14 protein-coding genes are annotated in these 16,619 nt (G+C 61.4%); 12 read left to right on the forward strand and 2 right to left on the reverse strand.

Annotated features, from left to right (window positions below):
* Positions 1–10: 10 nt before the first annotated feature.
* From AC2YI2_RS13095 to AC2YI2_RS13105, 3 genes are read left to right on the forward strand one after another with little or no spacing between them, the layout of a single operon-like run.
* Positions 11–1,621, forward strand: coding sequence for an acyl CoA:acetate/3-ketoacid CoA transferase (locus tag AC2YI2_RS13095; protein WP_487386917.1), 1,611 nt, complete (start codon positions 11–13; stop codon positions 1,619–1,621).
* Positions 1,614–2,393, forward strand: a complete 780-nt coding sequence (locus AC2YI2_RS13100; RefSeq protein WP_487386918.1) for an enoyl-CoA hydratase/isomerase family protein — start codon at positions 1,614–1,616, stop codon at positions 2,391–2,393. The genes AC2YI2_RS13095 and AC2YI2_RS13100 overlap by 8 nt, the downstream gene beginning before the upstream one ends.
* A complete protein-coding gene (locus AC2YI2_RS13105; RefSeq protein WP_487386919.1) occupies positions 2,393–3,898 on the forward strand; it encodes an aldehyde dehydrogenase family protein in 1,506 nt (501 codons plus the stop codon). Before AC2YI2_RS13100 ends, AC2YI2_RS13105 begins: the two co-directional genes overlap by 1 nt.
* Positions 3,899–3,940: 42 nt before the next feature.
* Here the strand turns inward: AC2YI2_RS13105 and AC2YI2_RS13110 are convergent, their stop codons facing one another.
* The gene (locus AC2YI2_RS13110) at positions 3,941–4,987 is read right to left on the reverse strand and encodes a LacI family transcriptional regulator (RefSeq protein ID WP_487386920.1); all 1,047 of its coding nucleotides are present in this window, start codon (positions 4,985–4,987) and stop codon (positions 3,941–3,943) included.
* 330 nt (positions 4,988–5,317) lie between these two features.
* Here AC2YI2_RS13110 and AC2YI2_RS13115 point away from each other — a divergent pair, with 330 nt between their 5' ends.
* The 9 genes from AC2YI2_RS13115 (at position 5,318) to AC2YI2_RS13155 (ending at position 15,261) form a co-directional block, all read left to right on the forward strand.
* On the forward strand, positions 5,318–6,568 hold the full coding sequence (locus AC2YI2_RS13115; RefSeq protein WP_487386921.1) for an ABC transporter substrate-binding protein: 1,251 nt from the start codon (positions 5,318–5,320) through the stop codon (positions 6,566–6,568).
* Positions 6,569–6,755: 187 nt separating this feature from the next.
* Complete coding sequence (locus tag AC2YI2_RS13120) at positions 6,756–7,634, forward strand: carbohydrate ABC transporter permease (protein ID WP_487386922.1); 879 nt, start codon at positions 6,756–6,758, stop codon at positions 7,632–7,634.
* Positions 7,634–8,518 carry a carbohydrate ABC transporter permease gene (locus tag AC2YI2_RS13125; protein ID WP_487386923.1) on the forward strand — a complete coding sequence of 295 codons (885 nt, stop codon included), beginning with the start codon at positions 7,634–7,636 and terminating at the stop codon, positions 8,516–8,518. Before AC2YI2_RS13120 ends, AC2YI2_RS13125 begins: the two co-directional genes overlap by 1 nt.
* Before the next feature lie 5 nt (positions 8,519–8,523).
* Positions 8,524–9,639: an ABC transporter ATP-binding protein gene (locus AC2YI2_RS13130; protein ID WP_487386924.1), complete on the forward strand. Its 1,116-nt coding sequence runs from the start codon at positions 8,524–8,526 to the stop codon at positions 9,637–9,639.
* 3 nt (positions 9,640–9,642) lie between these two features.
* Positions 9,643–11,148 carry a GMC oxidoreductase gene (locus AC2YI2_RS13135; protein WP_487386925.1) on the forward strand — a complete coding sequence of 502 codons (1,506 nt, stop codon included), beginning with the start codon at positions 9,643–9,645 and terminating at the stop codon, positions 11,146–11,148.
* On the forward strand, positions 11,148–11,915 hold the full coding sequence (locus AC2YI2_RS13140) for a 3-ketoacyl-ACP reductase (protein ID WP_487386926.1): 768 nt from the start codon (positions 11,148–11,150) through the stop codon (positions 11,913–11,915). The genes AC2YI2_RS13135 and AC2YI2_RS13140 overlap by 1 nt, the downstream gene beginning before the upstream one ends.
* A gap of 94 nt (positions 11,916–12,009) precedes the next feature.
* Positions 12,010–13,665 (forward strand): GMC family oxidoreductase, encoded by a 1,656-nt coding sequence (locus AC2YI2_RS13145; protein ID WP_487386927.1) that lies wholly within the window; start codon positions 12,010–12,012, stop codon positions 13,663–13,665.
* Positions 13,666–13,669: 4 nt separating this feature from the next.
* Complete coding sequence (locus AC2YI2_RS13150) at positions 13,670–13,978, forward strand: Dabb family protein (protein WP_487386928.1); 309 nt, start codon at positions 13,670–13,672, stop codon at positions 13,976–13,978.
* 2 nt (positions 13,979–13,980) lie between these two features.
* Positions 13,981–15,261: a glycerate kinase type-2 family protein gene (locus AC2YI2_RS13155; protein WP_487386929.1), complete on the forward strand. Its 1,281-nt coding sequence runs from the start codon at positions 13,981–13,983 to the stop codon at positions 15,259–15,261.
* A 9-nt stretch (positions 15,262–15,270) separates the two neighbouring features.
* Here the strand turns inward: AC2YI2_RS13155 and AC2YI2_RS13160 are convergent, their stop codons facing one another.
* Positions 15,271–16,536: a hypothetical protein gene (locus AC2YI2_RS13160; RefSeq protein ID WP_487386930.1), complete on the reverse strand. Its 1,266-nt coding sequence runs from the start codon at positions 16,534–16,536 to the stop codon at positions 15,271–15,273.
* Positions 16,537–16,619 lie beyond the last annotated feature (83 nt).

Consider the following 16,619-nt stretch of genomic DNA (forward strand, 5'->3'; position numbering starts at 1 on the left):
AGACAGGTACATGGACAAGCATATTTCTCCTTCCGAAGCAGCAGCGCTGATCCCTGATGGGGCGGTGGTGTCCGTGTCGTCGTCGAGCGGGCTCGGCTGCCCGGATGCGATGCTGAAGGCGATCGGCGAGCGCTTCGATACGACCGGCCATCCGCGCGACATCACCACGCTGCATCCGATCGCGGCGGGCGACATGAGCGGCATCAAGGGTGTCGACCACATCGCGAAGAAGGGCCTGCTCAAGAAGATCCTCGGTGGCTCCTATCCATCGGGTCCGTCGACATCCGAGCCGCCGCTGATCTGGCAGATGGTCACCGGAAACGAGATCCCCGCCTACAATATTCCCTCGGGCATTCTGTTCGACATGCATCGCGAGGCTGCGGCCAAGCGCCCTGGCGTGATCACCAAGATCGGTCTCGATACCTTTGTCGATCCCAGCCGCCAGGGCTGCGCGATGAACGACAAGGCGGCGGCCGAGCCGGTCGTGAAGAAGATCGCGTTCGAGGGCGAGGAGTGGCTCTATTTCCCTGTTATCGTGCCACAGGTCGCGATCATCCGCGCCACGACGGCAGATGAACACGGCAACCTGACCTATGAGCATGAAGGCGCCTATCTTGGCGGCCTCGACCAGGCACTTGCTGCCCGCAACAATGGTGGCATCGTCATCGCCCAGGTCAAGCGCATCACCAAGCAAGGATCGCTGAAGCCGCATGACGTGCGCGTGCCGGGCATGCTCGTCGATTATGTCGTGGTCGATCCCGACCAGAAACAGACCACGCAGACGCTCTACGACCCGGCCATTTCGGGCGAGATCTTCCGGCCGCTCGAAACCTTCCGCGTGCCGGAATTCAACATCCAGAAGGTGATCGCCCGCCGGGTGGCGCAGGAACTAGAAGCAAACAGCTGCGTCAATCTCGGGTTCGGCATTTCGGCCAATGTGCCGCGCATCCTGATGGAAGAGGGGCTGCATGGCGCGGTCACCTGGGTGATCGAACAGGGTGCCGTCGGCGGTGTGCCGCTGCTGGACTTCGCCTTCGGCTGCGCCTCGAATGCCGATGCCTATATGCCGTCGCCCTATCAGTTTACCTATTTCCAGGGCGGCGGCTTCGATGCCTCGCTGCTCTCGTTTCTCGAGATCGGCCGCGATGGCTCGGTCAATGTCTCCAAGCTTTCCTTCCGGCCGCATGTCACGGCGGGGGCAGGTGGCTTCGTCGACATCACAGCGCGCGCCAAGAAGATCGTCTTCTCGGGCATGTTCAATGCCGGCGCCAAGCTCGGCACCGAGGCTGGCCGACTCGTGATCGAGAAGGAAGGCAAGCTCAAGAAGCTTGTCGAGCAGGTCGAGCATGTCACCTTCTCCGGCGCGCGTGCCGTCGCACAGGGCCAGGACATCACCTATGTGACCGAGCGCTGCGTGATGAAGCTGACACCCGCGGGCATCGTGCTGACCGAAATCGCGCCGGGCGTCGACCTGCAGACAGCCATTCTCGACCAGTCGGAATTCCCGCTGATCGTCGCTGATGATCTCAAGGTCATGGATGCTGCTCTGTTTTCGGAAAGCCTGATCGGTCTTTCGCTGCCGCGGAAGCCAGCTCGCACTTTGGAGGGGGCACATGTCTGATAAGACAGTGCGCGTCGAGATCGAAGGTGGCGTAGCGGTCATGACCGTTTCAAGGCCGGAGAAGGTCAATGCCTTTGACCTTGATATGCTGAAGGCGCTCGCTACGGCATGTGACCGGGTCGAGGGCGACGCGACGGTTCGCGTGGCCATTCTGACCGGAGAGGGCAAAGCCTTCTCCGCAGGCGGCGATATCAAGGCCTGGGCGGACATGAAGCCGGAGGAATTCGGCCATCAATGGGTGCGCTTCGGTCATCGTGTTTTCGAGCGGCTGGCGACGCTGCGCATGCCTCTGATCGCGGCGCTCAATGGCCATGCACTGGGTGGCGGGCTAGAGCTCGCGGCCTGCGCCGATATCCGTATCGCCGAGAGTCAGATAAGGATCGGCCTGCCGGAGACCGGGCTCGGCATGGTGCCGGGTTGGTCGGGTACACAGCGACTGGTCAAGCGTTTTGGGGCGCAAGTCGTGCGCCGCATGGTGTTGGGCGGCGAGATGTTTTCGGCCGAGGAGGGGCGGGCGAATGGCCTTGTCGATGCCGTCGTCGAAACCGGCACCGTAGTTCAGGAAGCGAAGGCTTACGCAGCTCGCGTCGCCACTCGTGGTCCGGCAGCACTCGAAATTTCGAAACTCATGATCGCCGTCGCCAATGGCGAGGATAACGGTGCAGCGGTCGAGGCACTCGGCTCGATCCTGGCCGCCAAGACCGGCGATCTCAAGGAAGGGGTCGCGGCCTTCAGCGAAAAGCGGCAGGCGACCTTCAAGGGAGAATGGTGATGACGGTGCAGATACGTCCGAGCGAGCTGAAGCAGTCGGTTCGCGATTTCAAAATGCTGATCGATGGCAAATGGACATCAGGCGCCGAAGGCCGCACGATCGAGCGCACCGCGCCCAGCCACGGCGTCGTCGTGAGCCGCTATCAGGCCGCCACCAAGGTCGATGCCGAGCGGGCAATTGCGGCGGCCCGCAATGCCTTCGACAACGGCCGCTGGCCGAATATGACGGCCGGTGAGCGTTCCAATATCCTGCTCAGGGCGGCCGACCTGATTGCAGCCCGCCTCGACGAAATCGCCTATCTCGACGCGATCGAGGCCGGCAAGCCGATCAGCCAGTGCAAGGGTGAGATCGGTGGCGCGGTCGATATCTGGCGCTATGCCGCGGCACTCGCCCGCACGCTTTATGGCGAGAGCTACAACAATCTCGGCGAAGGCACGATGGGGGTTGTCCTGCGCGAGCCGATCGGGGTCGTCTCGATCATCACGCCTTGGAATTTTCCCTTCCTGATCGTCGCCCAGAAGCTGCCGTTTGCGCTCGCGGCCGGCTGCACGACGGTGGTCAAGCCGTCTGAGCTTACCTCGGGCTCGACCCTGCTGCTCGGCGAGATCCTGATGGAAGCCGGCGTGCCTGAAGGCGTCGTCAACATCGTCGTCGGTACAGGTCCGGACGTCGGCTCGGTGATGACCAGCCATCCCGACGTCGACATGGTGTCCTTCACCGGCTCGACCGGTGTCGGCAAGCTGACGATGGCAAGCGCTGCCCAGCATTTGAAGAAGGTGTCGCTGGAACTTGGCGGCAAGAATCCGCAGATCGTCTTCCCCGATGCCAATCTTGATGACTTTATCGATGCGGCCGTATTCGGCGCCTATTTCAATGCCGGCGAATGCTGCAATGCCGGTTCGCGGCTGATCCTGCACAAGGATATCGCCAGCGACGTGATCGCGCGCGTCGCCGAGCTGTCCAAAAAGGTGAAGGTCGGCGACCCGCTCGATCCGACAACCCAGGTCGGGGCGATCATCACGCCGCAGCATCTCGAGAAGATCTCGGGCTATGTTTCAGGCGCCTCCAGTGGCGGCGCGACAGTGGCCTTTGGTGGCGGCGCGCTCGACCTCGGCATGGGCCAATACATGACGCCGACCATCCTGTCCGGCGTGACCAAGGACATGGCGGTGGCCCGCGAAGAAGTGTTCGGCCCGGTACTCTCGGTGCTCACCTTCGAGACGACGGCAGAGGCGATCCAGATTGCCAACTCCATCGACTACGGCCTGTCGGCAGGGGTCTGGAGCCAGAGTTTCGACACCTGCATGACCATCGGCCGCAAGGTGCGGGCCGGCACGATCTGGATGAACACCTTCATGGACGGCACGCCGGAATTGCCCTTCGGCGGCTTCCGCCAGTCGGGCCTCGGCCGCGAACTCGGCAAACACGCGGTGGAGGATTACACCGAGATGAAGACCCTCAACATGCATATCGGCCGGCGCACCGGCTGGTGGATGCCGCGCTGAGGGATGGTGATGAAGCAGCTCGGCGCAATCAGCAAGGTGATGTCAGCGTTCGGCGCCATTGGTGCCAAACGGCGGCTGCAGCAGCAACTGCAGGCTGCCGCCGCTGTCGCCGCCGATGCGCTTGAGCAGCATTCGGCCGAGATGTTCGCCGGCGGCGGTCAGATCCTCATAGATTGTGTCGACGCCGGGTTGGATGTCGGTGAGAAGTCGCGACGTCTGCTTGGCGACGATGTCATACTCCCGACCCAGCGTGCTGCCCGCCTCGAGAAGGCCAGTGACGGCGGCCAGCGCCGAGACTTCGCCGGGACAGATCAGTCCGTCGGGCGGATCGTCACCGCGGGCACGGTCGTGGAAATGGTCGCGCACGGCGCTCGCCGGCGAGTCGAGGTCGAGCGCCTCGGGGATCTCGTAGGCGATGCCGGCTTCACGCACCGCGGTCATGAAGCCGTGACGCATGTGCTGGCTGAAGGTCAGCCGGGCAGGTGGCAGGATAATGGTGAGCTTGTTCCGACCCTTGGCGATCAGTCGTTTCCCCGCTTCGTAGGCGAAAGCGAAATTGTCGTAATCGACGAAGGGATGCGGCGTGGAGAATTCGGTTCGGCCGTGGGTGACGAAGGGGAAATCGTTTTCGATCAGCAGGCGGACGCGCGGATCGAGCGGCTCGGTGCGGGTGAAAATCAGCCCATCGGCGAGGTTGTTGCGGACGATATATTGCACCGCCTCGACGTTCGAGGACTTTACGAAGTTCGGCATGACGATGAGGTGGTAGGGCGTGCCCTGCAGCGCATTGGTGATGCCCAGCATGATCGACGTGCCGAAGCCCAGAATTTCCTCGTGAGGGTCGAGCAGCACGCTGATGACATTGGTACGGCCGGTCTTGAGGCGCTGGGCGGCACGGTCGGGGGAATAGCCGATCTCGGCGGCCACCTGGGCGATGCGCTTGCGGGTCTCGTGGTTGATCAGCGGATCGTCGGAGAGCGCGCGCGATACCGTGGTGACCGCAAGGCCGGTGAGGTCTGCAATGGTCCGCAGCGTCGGCTTGCCGGATTTCCGGCCGCTCGTCGGTTTCAAGGTCTCGGTATTAGCCACGCGATCGCACTTCGAAGTCGGAAAAAGTCGGCGAAGACTAACGCGGCTCAGCGGGATGCGCAATGGCGCCTTTGGAAACGTTTCAATTTTTTGGAGAAGCGTTTGCTCGGCCATAAGATCTTAGAAAAAGTGTTATTTTTCAATAGGAAATTAGCTCTATGATTTGCGTAGAAAGCGTTGAAGCAGGCCTTGACTTGCATGTATTTATAACGTTTTAAATTGTGCGAGCGGCGAGAGCCGTGGGAGAAGACGGTCCGGGACAGGGATTGCCGCGGGCTTGGACAAGGCGGGAAACCGTCGAACGATGAACTTGCAAACGGGAGGTACACAATGCGCAAGTTACTGATGACGACTGCAGCAATGGCAATGGTAATGGGCATGGCCGCAGGTGCGGCACGTGCCGCCGACAGCGTGGAAGTGCTGCATTGGTGGACGTCCGGCGGCGAGGCTGCCGCTCTTGACGTCCTCAAGAAGGACCTTGAATCCAAGAATATTTCCTGGACCGACATGCCGGTTGCCGGTGGTGGCGGTACGGAAGCCATGACCGTGCTGCGCGCCCGCGTCACCTCGGGCAACGCTCCGACGGCAGTGCAGATGCTCGGCTTCGACATTCTCGACTGGGCCAAGGAAGGCGCTCTCGGCAATCTCGACGACATCGCCGCCAAGGAAAACTGGGACGCGGTGGTGCCGAAGGCGCTGCAGCAGTTCTCCAAATATGACGGCCACTGGATCGCGGCCCCTGTCAACGTCCATTCGACAAACTGGATGTGGATCAACAAGGCCGCCCTCGACAAGGCTGGCGGCAAGGCGCCAGAGACCTGGGACGAACTGATCGCGATGCTCGACAATTTCAAAGCACAGGGCATCACCGCCGTAGCCGCCGGCGGCCAGGCCTGGCAGGACGCGACGCTGTTCGACGCCGTCGTGCTCTCGTTTGGCGATGACTTCTACAAGAAGGCCTTCATCGATCTCGACTCGGCGACGCTCGGCTCGGACAAGATGAAGGAAGCCTTCGATCGCATGACGAAGCTGCGTTCCTATGTGGACGACAACTTCTCCGGGCGCGACTGGAACCTGGCTTCGGCCATGGTGATAGAAGGCAAGGCCGGCGCGCAGTTCATGGGTGACTGGGCCAAGGGTGAATTCATCAAGGCCGGCAAGAAGCCGGGCGCTGATTTCGTCTGCATCCGCTTCCCGGGTACCCAGGGCGCCGTGACCTTCAACTCCGACCAGTTCGCGATGTTCAAGGTTGCCGACGACAAGGTTGCCGCACAGCTGCAGATGGCCTCGGCGATCGAGAACCCTGTCTTCCAGTCGGCCTTTAACGTGGTCAAGGGCTCGGCTCCGGCGCGTACAGACGTTCCGAACACCGACTTCGACGATTGCGGCAAGAAGGCTATCGCCGACCTCGCCGATGCCGACAAGAACGTCCGCCTCTTCGGTTCCATGGCGCATGGCCATGCCAATCCGGCTGCCGTCAAGAACGCGATCTACGACGTCGTGACCCGCCAGTTCAACGGTGAAATCGACTCCGCGGCTGCGGTCAAGGAACTGGTCGCGGCCGTCGAAGGCGCGAAGTAATCAAGGGATTGGGGCGTGATTGCCCCTCACCCTGACCCTCTCCCCGCTTGCGGGGAGAGGGGAAGCTAGAGGCACGACCGGTGCCACAAGTCCCTTCTCCCCGTAACTACGGGAGAAGGTGCCGGCAGGCGGATGAGGGGCGATCTCTCCTGCTGCCAATGACACGAATTCCAACGGTAGGTCGAACATGGACAGCCGCAGCCGATTGCAGGACCTGTTGCCACGCATCGTCGTGGCGCCGAGCTTCCTCATCATCCTCATCTTCGTCTATGGCTTCATTGCCTATACCGGCTTTCTGTCGCTGACCGACAGCAAGATGCTGCCGTCCTACAATCTCATCGGCTTCGGTAATTACACCAAGCTATGGGCGCTGCCGCACTGGTGGCGGGCGATCAGCAATCTGGCGATCTTCGCCTCGCTCTACATCATCATCTGCTCGGTCCTCGGCCTGATGCTGGCGATCCTGCTCGACCAGAAAATTCGCGCCGAAGGTCTGCTGCGGCCGATCTACCTCTATCCTATGGCGCTCTCCTTCATCGTCACCGGCACCGCCTGGAAGTGGTTCCTCGATCCCGGCATCGGGCTTGAGAACACCATGCATCTCTGGGGCTGGGAGAGCTTTGCCTTCAGCTGGATCAAGGATCGCAACTACGCGATCTATTGCGTGGTGATCGCGGCCGTCTGGCAGTCCTCCGGCTTCGTCATGGCGATGTTCCTCGCAGGCCTGCGCGGCGTCGACAACGAGATCATCAAGGCTGCGCAGATCGACGGCGCTTCGCCCTTCATGACCTATCGCCGGATCATCATTCCGTTGATGCGGCCGGTGTTCTTGTCGGCTTTCGTGGTCCTCGCCCATCTTGCGATCAAGGCTTATGACCTGGTCATCGCGCTGACCGGCGGCGGGCCGGGCCAGGCGACCGAGCTGCCCGCGACCTTCATGTATTCCTACACCTTCACCCGCAATTCGATGGGCATCGGCGCATCGTCGGCGATCGTGATGCTCGCGATGATCTTCTCGATCATCATTCCCTATCTTTATTCCGAAATCCGGCAGGGGAAACGCTGATGAGCGGGCAACCAAATCCACAGAATGTGATCTCGCACGGACTGCTGACCCGGGCGCTGATCTACACGGCACTGATCGTCTTCGCCGTCTACTACATGCTGCCGCTCTATGTGATGGTGGTCAATTCCTTCAAGCCGCTTGAAGAGATCCGCCAGGGTGGCATGCTGAACCTGCCGGGCACCTGGACGATCGAACCATGGCTCTCGGCCTGGTCGACGGCGCAGATCGGTGTGCAGCCCACTGGCCTCAGGCCGTTCTTCATCAACTCGATCCTGATGGTGATTCCCGCCGTCGCAATCTCTACCATGATCGGCGCGCTGAACGGTTATGTGCTGACCAAGTGGTCCTTCAGGGGCTCTAACATCTTCTTCGGCATGTTGTTGCTATCCTGCTTCATCCCGTTCCAGATCGTGCTGATCCCGATGGCCCGCATCCTCGGCATCCTCGGCATTGCCGGCTCGGTCTGGGGGCTGATCATGGTGCATGTCGTCTATGGCATCGGCTTCACGACGCTCTACTTCCGCAATTACTACGAGGCGTTCCCGACCGAACTGGTGCGGGCGGCGCAGATCGATGGCGCGAGCTTCTTCCAGATCTTCTGGCGCATCCTGCTGCCGTCCTCCGGCCCGATCATCGTCGTCTCGGTCATCTGGCAGTTCACCAATATCTGGAACGACTTCCTGTTTGGCGCCTCCTTCTCGGGGGCCACCTCGACGCCGATGACGGTCGCGCTCAACAATCTCGTGAGCTCGTCGACGGGGGTCAAGGAATACAATGTCCATTTCGCCGGCGCGATCCTCGCGGCACTTCCAACTCTCATCGTCTACATCGTCTCCGGCCGCTATTTCGTACGCGGGCTCATGTCCGGCGCCGTGAAGGGATAAGCATCATGTCCTTCCTGAAAATCTCCCATCTACGCAAGTCCTACGGATCGCTCGAAATCCTCAAGGATATCAATCTCGAAATCGACGAGGGCGGCTTCCTGGTGCTGGTCGGTCCCTCGGGCTGCGGCAAGTCCACGCTGCTCAACACGATTGCCGGCCTTGAGCCCATCACCTCGGGTGAGATCTCGATCAACGGTCGCTCGGTCGCCGGCCTGCCGCCATCCAAGCGCGATATCGCCATGGTGTTCCAGTCCTATGCGCTCTATCCCAACATGACGGTGGCGGGAAACATCGCCTTCGGCATGGAGATCCGCGGCATTCCCAAGGAAGAGCGCGAGAAGGCAATCAAGCAAGTCTCGGACATGCTGCAGATCGGCCACCTGCTCGAGCGCAAGCCGAGCCAGCTCTCGGGCGGCCAGCGCCAGCGTGTCGCCATGGGTCGAGCGCTGGTGCGCAATCCGCAGGTCTTCCTGTTCGACGAGCCGCTGTCCAACCTCGACGCGAAACTCCGCGTCGATATGCGGACCGAGATCAAGCGGCTGCACCAGCGGATGAAGACCACCATCGTCTATGTCACCCATGACCAGATCGAGGCGATGACGCTGGCGACCAAGATCGCGGTGCTGAAGGATGGCGTGCTGCAACAGTTCGGCACGCCGGCCGAAATCTACAACAATCCGTCCAACATGTTCGTCGCTGACTTCATGGGATCGCCCGCGATGAACCTGCTGACGGCGACTGTCGAACGCGGCGATGGCGGGATCAGTGTCTCGCTCGAGCGCCCCGAGGGCGGCGCGCTGAAGCTGCCTGCCGGCCAGGCCTCCGATAAGCTGGCGAGCTTCGCTGGCAGGCAGGTCATTTTCGGCATCCGGCCCGAGGCGCTGACTGATCCTGATGGCGCCGACCGCAATGCGCGCCAGCTTGCCGAGGGTGAGTGCCTGATCGAGGTGGTCGAGCCCGCCGGCTCCGACACATTCGCGGTCACCAAGCTCGGAAGTAAGGAAGTCGTGGCGCGGCTGCGCGCCGACGCACGAATCGAAGCCGGACAGACGACCAAGCTTGCTTTCAATCTCGACAAGGCAGTTTACTTCGATCCTACCAGCCAGTTGCGGATTGCTTGAGTTATGGAGACTACGCCTGACATCGTGATCATCGGCTCCGGCATAGGCGGGGCGACAGTCGCCTCGGGACTCGCGGCCTCGGGCGCCAATATTCTTATCCTCGAGGCCGGCGACCATATTGCAGACCAACCGGAAAATCGCGATCAACGCGCCATCTTCCAGCGTGGCCATTTCCGCCCGAAGGAGATGTGGTACGAGCATGAAGGCCAAGCCTTCAATCCCGGCAATTACTACAATGTCGGCGGCAATTCGAAATTCTATGGCGCGGTGCTGGTGCGCTATCGGCGTGAAGACTTCCTCGAAATGAAGCATCGCGAGGGCGTCTCGCCGGCATGGCCGTTCCCCTATGAGGAACTGGAGCCATGGTACAGCCAGGCTGAGCAACTGTTCCAGGTGCGTGGCGTGCTGGGGCAGGATCCGACGGAGCCGCATCATTCGCAGCCCTATCCCTTTCCGCCCGTGCCTGAAGAGCCAGCGATCGCGAGCGTGCGTGCGAAGCTGCAGGCCAATGGCATGCACCCCTATTCGCTGCCGCTTGGCGTCGATATCGAAAAATGGCTCGCCAAGGCAAAAACGCCATGGGACGCCCATCCCAACAGCTTCGACGGCAAGATGGATGCTGAAACGACAGCGCTTGCTTACGCTTTGCAGCATAAGACTGTGACGCTGCAGACGAAGTCGCGGGTGACGCGGCTGGAAACCTCGGCCGATGGCAGTCGGATCGAGACGGTGCATTATCAGCAGAATGGCGAAGCGAAGTCCGTGTCGCCGAAGCTGGTGATCCTGACTGCCGGCGCCGTGCAATCCTCGGTCGTACTGCTGCGCTCGGCCAACGACCGTTTCAAGGCCGGTCTCGCCAATTCCTCCGATCAGGTCGGCCGCAATTTCATGAACCACAATTCGAGCGCGGTGCTGGCAATTTCGCCCTTCTATCGCAACGACTCGATCTATCAGAAGACTTTCGGCTTCAACGATTTCTATCTCTCCGATGGCGAGGGTGGGGCGCCGCTCGGCAATATCCAACTGCTGGGCCGTGTCTCGGGCACGATCCTGAAGGCAAATATGCCCAGCGTGCCACAGTGGCTGCTCAATCAGATATCGGCGCATGCGATCGATTTCTACGCAATGAGTGAGGACATCCCGCATCCCGAGAGCCGGATCACGGTGGATGGCGACAAGATCGTGCTGAAGTGGCACCGGACCAATTGGGATGCCCATCTCGATCTTGTGCGGAAGCTCAGGGCAGTGCTGAAGAAGTCCGGCTTCCCGATCGTGCTGTCGCGGCCATTCGACAAGCGCACGCCGTCGCATCAATGCGGCACGGTCAAGATGGGCAACGATCCGGCGACCTCGCCGCTGGATATCTGGTGCCGGTCCTATGATCATCGGAATCTGTTCGTGGTTGATGCGAGCTGCCTGCCGACCTCGGCCGCGGTCAACCCGGCGCTGACGGTCGCGGCACAGGCGCTCCGCGTCGCGGACTATCTCACGGCGGGGGGGCTTCAGTGATGGGCGAGCGGCCGGTTGCGATCATAACGGGCGGCCGGCGCGGTATCGGCCTCGGCATTGCGAAATCGCTCGCCGCTGATGGTTTCGACATTGCGTTGACCGGGATCGGCGAAGCCGTCCTGGGCGACCGCGCACTTGCGGAACTGAAGGCACTGGGGGCCAATGCCATATATGTCCAGTCGGATCTTGCCCGACTCGATACCCATGGACAGGCTGTGGCCACAGTGCTCGACACCTATGGTCGCGTCGATTGCCTCGTCAACAATGCCGGCATCGCCTCGGTGGTGCGCGGTGACTTCCTCGAAATGACGCCTGAGAATTTCGATACGATCATAGACACTAACCTGCGTGGTACGGTCTTCTTCACGCAAGCCGTTCTGAAGGCGATGCTGACGGGCGAGCAGCGATTCCCGCGGTCGGTGGTCAACATAACCTCGGTTTCCTCGGCGCTGAGCTCGCCCGAACGGCTGGATTACTGCATGAGCAAGGCGGGACTATCTGCCTTTTCACAGGGTCTGGCGCTTCGACTGGCGGAGACCGGCATCGCCGTCTTCGAGGTGCGGCCGGGCATCATCCGCAGTGACATGACGGCGGGTGTGTCTGAGAAATACGACAAGCTGATCGGCGATGGGCTCGTACCTATGAGGCGATGGGGCGAGCCGGGGGACATCGGCGGCATCGTCTCCGGCCTGGCATCGGGGAAATTCGGCTTTGCGACCGGCAGCATCATTGATGCCGATGGCGGCCTGTCGATCGCGAGATTGTGATTTGGGATTGTCCTCACCTTAACCCTCTCCCCGCTTGCGGGGAGAGGGTGCCGGCAGGCGAATGAGGGCGGCCGACTTCTAGGGACCATAGACCATGACCTATGACTACATCATCACTGGCGCCGGCCCAGCGGGTTGCGTGCTCGCTAATCGCTTGACCGAAGACCCATCCGTGAAGGTCCTGCTGCTTGACGCTGGCGGCGGCGACTGGAATCCGCTGTTCCACATGCCGGCCGGCTTTGCCAAGATGACCAAGGGCGTGGCGAGCTGGGGCTGGGAGACCGTGCCGCAGAAGCACATGAAGAACCGTGTGCTGCGTTATACCCAGGCCAAGGTGATTGGCGGTGGCTCGTCGATCAACGCCCAGCTCTATACGCGCGGCAACGCCGTAGACTACGACCTCTGGGCGTCCCAGGATGGCTGTGAAGGCTGGGACTATCGCTCGGTCCTGCCCTATTTCAAGCGCGCCGAGGATAATCAACGGTTTGCCGATGATTACCATTCCTATGGTGGGCCTCTGGGTGTCTCGATGCCTGTTTCGGCACTGCCGATCTGCGATGCCTATATCCGTGCCGGGCAGGAACTCGGCATTCCCTACAATCACGACTTCAATGGTAAGCAGCAGGCGGGCGTCGGTTTCTACCAGCTCACTCAACGCAACAGGCGCCGTTCGTCCGCCTCGCTCGGCTATCTATCGCCGATCAAGGATCGCAAGAATCTGACGATCAAGCTCGGCGCCCGTGTTGCCCGCATCGTGCTGGAAGGCAGCCGCGCCATCGGCGTTGACGTCGTGACGTCATCAGGCAGCGAGATCATTCGCGCCGATCGTGAGGTTCTGGTGTCCTCCGGCGCGATCGGATCGCCGAAGCTGCTGCTGCAATCGGGCATTGGGCCGGCGGACCATCTCAAGTCCGTCGGCGTTCAGGTCCATCACGACCTGCCCGGTGTCGGCAGCAATCTGCAGGATCACCTCGATCTGTTCGTCATCGCGGAATGCACAGGCGACCACACTTATGACGGAGTCGCCAAGCTTCACCGAACTCTTTGGGCCGGGCTGCAATATGTGCTCTTCCGGACCGGACCTGTGGCATCGAGCCTCTTCGAGACCGGCGGCTTCTGGTATGCCGACCCGCAGGCACGCTCGCCCGATATCCAGTTCCATCTCGGCCTTGGCTCCGGCATCGAGGCCGGCGTCGAAAAGCTAAAGAACGCTGGCGTCACACTCAACTCGGCCTATCTCCATCCTCGTTCGCGCGGCACAGTGCGCCTGAAGTCTTCGGACCCTGCAGCGGCGCCGCTCATCGACCCCAACTACTGGTCGGACCCGCATGATCGGGTGATGTCGCTGGAGGGCTTGAAAATAGCGCGTGAAATCTTCCAGCAGGCGGCGCTGAAGCCTTATATTCTTGCCGAGCGGCTGCCGGGAGGGAAGGTGCAGACGGATGAGGAACTGTTCGACTATGGCTGCGCCAATGCCAAGACCGACCATCATCCGGTCGGAACCTGCAAGATGGGCACGGATTCCATGGCCGTCGTCGATCTCGACCTGCGCGTGAGGGGGCTTCAGGGCTTGCGCGTCTGCGATAGTTCCGTCATGCCTCGCGTGCCCTCGTGCAACACCAATGCGCCGACCATCATGGTGGGCGAGAAGGGTGCCGACATCATCCGCGAGCGGGAGCCATTGCCGCGCGCGGTCTTCGCCCATGAACGCAACGACCAGCGGCCCCGCGCCCGCGCCGATATCAGGTGAGATCATGATCAGACATTGCGTGTTCCTCCGCTTCCGCAGCGACCTGCCGCAGGCCGAAAAGGACGGTATCTGGGCCGATCTCGCGGCATTGAAGACGATGATATCAGGTTTCGTCGCGCTTCATATCGGCCCCAATGTCAGCCCTGAGGGACTGGGCAAGGGCTTCGCCGAGGGCTTCATCATCGATTTCGACGGGCCGGCGGCGCGCGATGCCTATCTTGTCCATCCGGACCATGTCAGACTTGGCGGCCGCATCGTCGCTGCGCTGGAAGGTGGCGTTGAAGGTGTCCTGGTCTACGATCTCGAAATCTGACCATGATCACCACTCCCGCACTTGGTGATCCTCGCGCGTTCCTTGTTTCGCTCTTCGAAACGGCCGTGCGCGCTGCCGATCCGCTCGAAGCGATCAGGGCACATCTGCCGGCGCGGCCCAAGGGTCGAACCGTGGTCATCGGCGCCGGCAAGGCGGCGAGCCAGATGGCGGCGGCTTTTGAGAAACTGTGGTTGGGGCCCTATGAGGGTGTGGTCGTGGCGCGCCACGGGCCGATAGAGAAAACAGAGCATATCAAGGTTCTGCAATCGGCCCATCCAGTGCCGGACGAGGCCGGTCTTGTTGGCTCACAGGCGCTGCTTGATGCGGTCAAGGGTTTGACCGAGGACGATCTGGTCATTGCGCTCATCTCCGGCGGCGGCTCGGCCCTGCTTCCGGCGCCGCCCGAAGGACTGACGCTGGCTGACGAAATCGCGGTCAACAAGGCGCTCCTGGCCTCGGGTGCGCCGATCTCGGCAATGAATACCGTGCGCAAGCATGTCTCGCGCATCAAGGGCGGCCGGCTGGCAAAGGCGGCTTTCCCGGCTCGTGTGGTGAGCCTCGTCGTTTCCGATGTCCCGGGCGACAATCCGGCCTTTGTAGCGTCCGGTCCGACCGTGCCGGATGCGGGTTCGGCCGAGGAGGGGCTCCGCATCGTTGCCGACTATCGCATGTCTTTGCCCTATAATGTCATTCTTCACTTGCGGAGCGAGGCTGCCGCTGCGCCGAGGCCGGATGATAGTGCATTCACCCGCAACGAGGTTCGTGTCATCGCCTCCGCTCGTGTTTCGCTGGAATCTGCTGCGGAGGAAGCAAAGCGCCAGGGCGTCGAGGCCATGATCCTCTCCGACCAGATCGAGGGTGAGGCACGCGATATCGGCAAGATGCACGCGGCTCTCGCCCGGGAGGTCGCGTTGCGCGATCGTCCTTTCACCAAACCGGTGGTTATTCTCTCCGGCGGCGAGACGACGGTGACGATCATGGATATTTATGGCAAGGGTGGGCGCAACAGCGAATTCCTGCTGTCCTTCGCGCTGGATATCGAAGGCGTGGACAGCATCACCGCGCTGGCCGCCGACACTGATGGAATCGACGGCTCGGAAGACAATGCCGGTGCCTTTGCCGACGGCGGTACGGCCGCGCGTATCCGCAAGGCGGCCGGCGATCCACGCAGCTTTCTCGCACGTCACGACGCGTGGTCGGCTTTCCATGCCGCCGGCGACCTCTTCGTGCCGGGTCCGACCGGCACGAATGTCAATGATTTCAGGGCGATCCTGATCCGTTGAGGCAGGGTCTCACGTGCCGAAAAGCAGACGGATGCCTTCCTCGTTCAACAACGGTAGCGCGTCCTTGAGCGGTATCCTGACGACATCATCCGTGCAGGCAAAGATGACATGCGGTAAATCCTTCAGATTGAAGACCAGTTCATCCTTGGTGAAATAGACGCCGAGATTAGTCTGAACTAGATCGTCCATGACGCAGTCGTTCTCGACAGAAACGTCGGACTTGTTCCGGCGATCATTGATGAACTTGACCAGTTCCACATTCGGGCTGTACTTCACATAGTCGTCTTTATCGACCTTTGCCGGATCAACCTCTTCGCCGTCGGAATTCCTCAGGACAAAACCCTTGAGCAGGCTCTCGGCCACCACAGGCTGGCCGGTTTTGACATCGGCAAAACGGCGGTTGATGAAGTGATTTGGATAGGCGCCGCCGCAATAGAAGCTGCCACTCTCCGAGATGCCGAGCAGGCGCGTCGACAGGTAATCGACGGACACATTGGCGCCGTCCCAGAAGCCGTTGCTGCCGTCGCTCTCGCTGCCAAACCAGCCATAACCGAGGTAGAGCTTGGACTTGCAATAATAGGGGTTGAACTGGAATTGCAGCCATTGCTGCCTGAGATAGGTGTTGATGGCGGCGGTGTCGGCGCCCGGCAGCTTGACGATCGTGGGGTAGGCAGTCGCCGTGAAGGGATCGGTGTCCATGCGGATCGTGGCACCGTCGAACGGCGTTTCCGGTCCCTGCTTCACGGGATGGTCGAACTTGAGGAAGTCGTAGAGCAGGTCCTTTGGCGTGATCGTCGACGTCGCATCGCGCGCGGCGCTGGAGGGATCGAGATCATCGACATTCTCGCCCGTGCTGTCGCCCAGCGATCGGCTACCGACGAGTGTGAGCGAGATCGGCAAGGACTTGCCCGATTTGCGGTCCTTCCAGGTGCCCTTGAGACGCTGGCCGTCCTTGTCGCTGGTCAACGTCCAGTCGGCGCCGATGGGCGGCTGTTCGAGGATATCGCCCGCTGCGTTCTTGCAGATCTTTTCATTGCAGGGCGCTTCTTCCTCGATGGTTATGCCGTCATCGAGACTGCGCGTGCCATGCAGCGGAATATCGACTCCCTTCGACAGATAGGAATAGCGCGCCGCGAAGTCGCCGCTGTCCGTGCCTTCCGCCATTTCGACGATGATCGGAATTCTGCCGATCGTGCCCTTGTAGGTGGTGGCCTCCGCGGCAAGAGCCGAAGTGGCGGAGAGAAGGGTAATGGCAAGGGAGATGCGCAGGCGCATGAAAGCTCCATCGGGCGGGGCAGGGTTGCAGGTTTGGCGGCAAGGTCACTGATCGACCGTCCCATAGGCGGTACGGTTGGCGT

The organism is Rhizobium sp. SRI_017, assembly GCF_057586295.1.

Bases quoted from the DNA above. Each gene is read 5' to 3' on its own strand.
- AC2YI2_RS13120 (WP_487386922.1), top strand. From the start codon at position 6,756: ATGGACAGCCGCAGCCGATTGCAGGACCTGTTGCCACGCATCGTCGTG.
- AC2YI2_RS13155 (WP_487386929.1), top strand. From the start codon at position 13,981: ATGATCACCACTCCCGCACTTGGTGATCCTCGCGCGTTCCTTGTTTCG.
- AC2YI2_RS13105 (WP_487386919.1), top strand. From the start codon at position 2,393: ATGACGGTGCAGATACGTCCGAGCGAGCTGAAGCAGTCGGTTCGCGAT.
- AC2YI2_RS13125 (WP_487386923.1), top strand. From the start codon at position 7,634: ATGAGCGGGCAACCAAATCCACAGAATGTGATCTCGCACGGACTGCTG.
- AC2YI2_RS13145 (WP_487386927.1), top strand. From the start codon at position 12,010: ATGACCTATGACTACATCATCACTGGCGCCGGCCCAGCGGGTTGCGTG.
- AC2YI2_RS13115 (WP_487386921.1), top strand. From the start codon at position 5,318: ATGCGCAAGTTACTGATGACGACTGCAGCAATGGCAATGGTAATGGGC.
- AC2YI2_RS13140 (WP_487386926.1), top strand. From the start codon at position 11,148: ATGGGCGAGCGGCCGGTTGCGATCATAACGGGCGGCCGGCGCGGTATC.
- AC2YI2_RS13150 (WP_487386928.1), top strand. From the start codon at position 13,670: ATGATCAGACATTGCGTGTTCCTCCGCTTCCGCAGCGACCTGCCGCAG.
- AC2YI2_RS13130 (WP_487386924.1), top strand. From the start codon at position 8,524: ATGTCCTTCCTGAAAATCTCCCATCTACGCAAGTCCTACGGATCGCTC.
- AC2YI2_RS13095 (WP_487386917.1), top strand. From the start codon at position 11: ATGGACAAGCATATTTCTCCTTCCGAAGCAGCAGCGCTGATCCCTGAT.
- AC2YI2_RS13135 (WP_487386925.1), top strand. From the start codon at position 9,643: ATGGAGACTACGCCTGACATCGTGATCATCGGCTCCGGCATAGGCGGG.
- AC2YI2_RS13100 (WP_487386918.1), top strand. From the start codon at position 1,614: ATGTCTGATAAGACAGTGCGCGTCGAGATCGAAGGTGGCGTAGCGGTC.
- AC2YI2_RS13160 (WP_487386930.1), bottom strand. From the start codon at position 16,536: ATGCGCCTGCGCATCTCCCTTGCCATTACCCTTCTCTCCGCCACTTCG.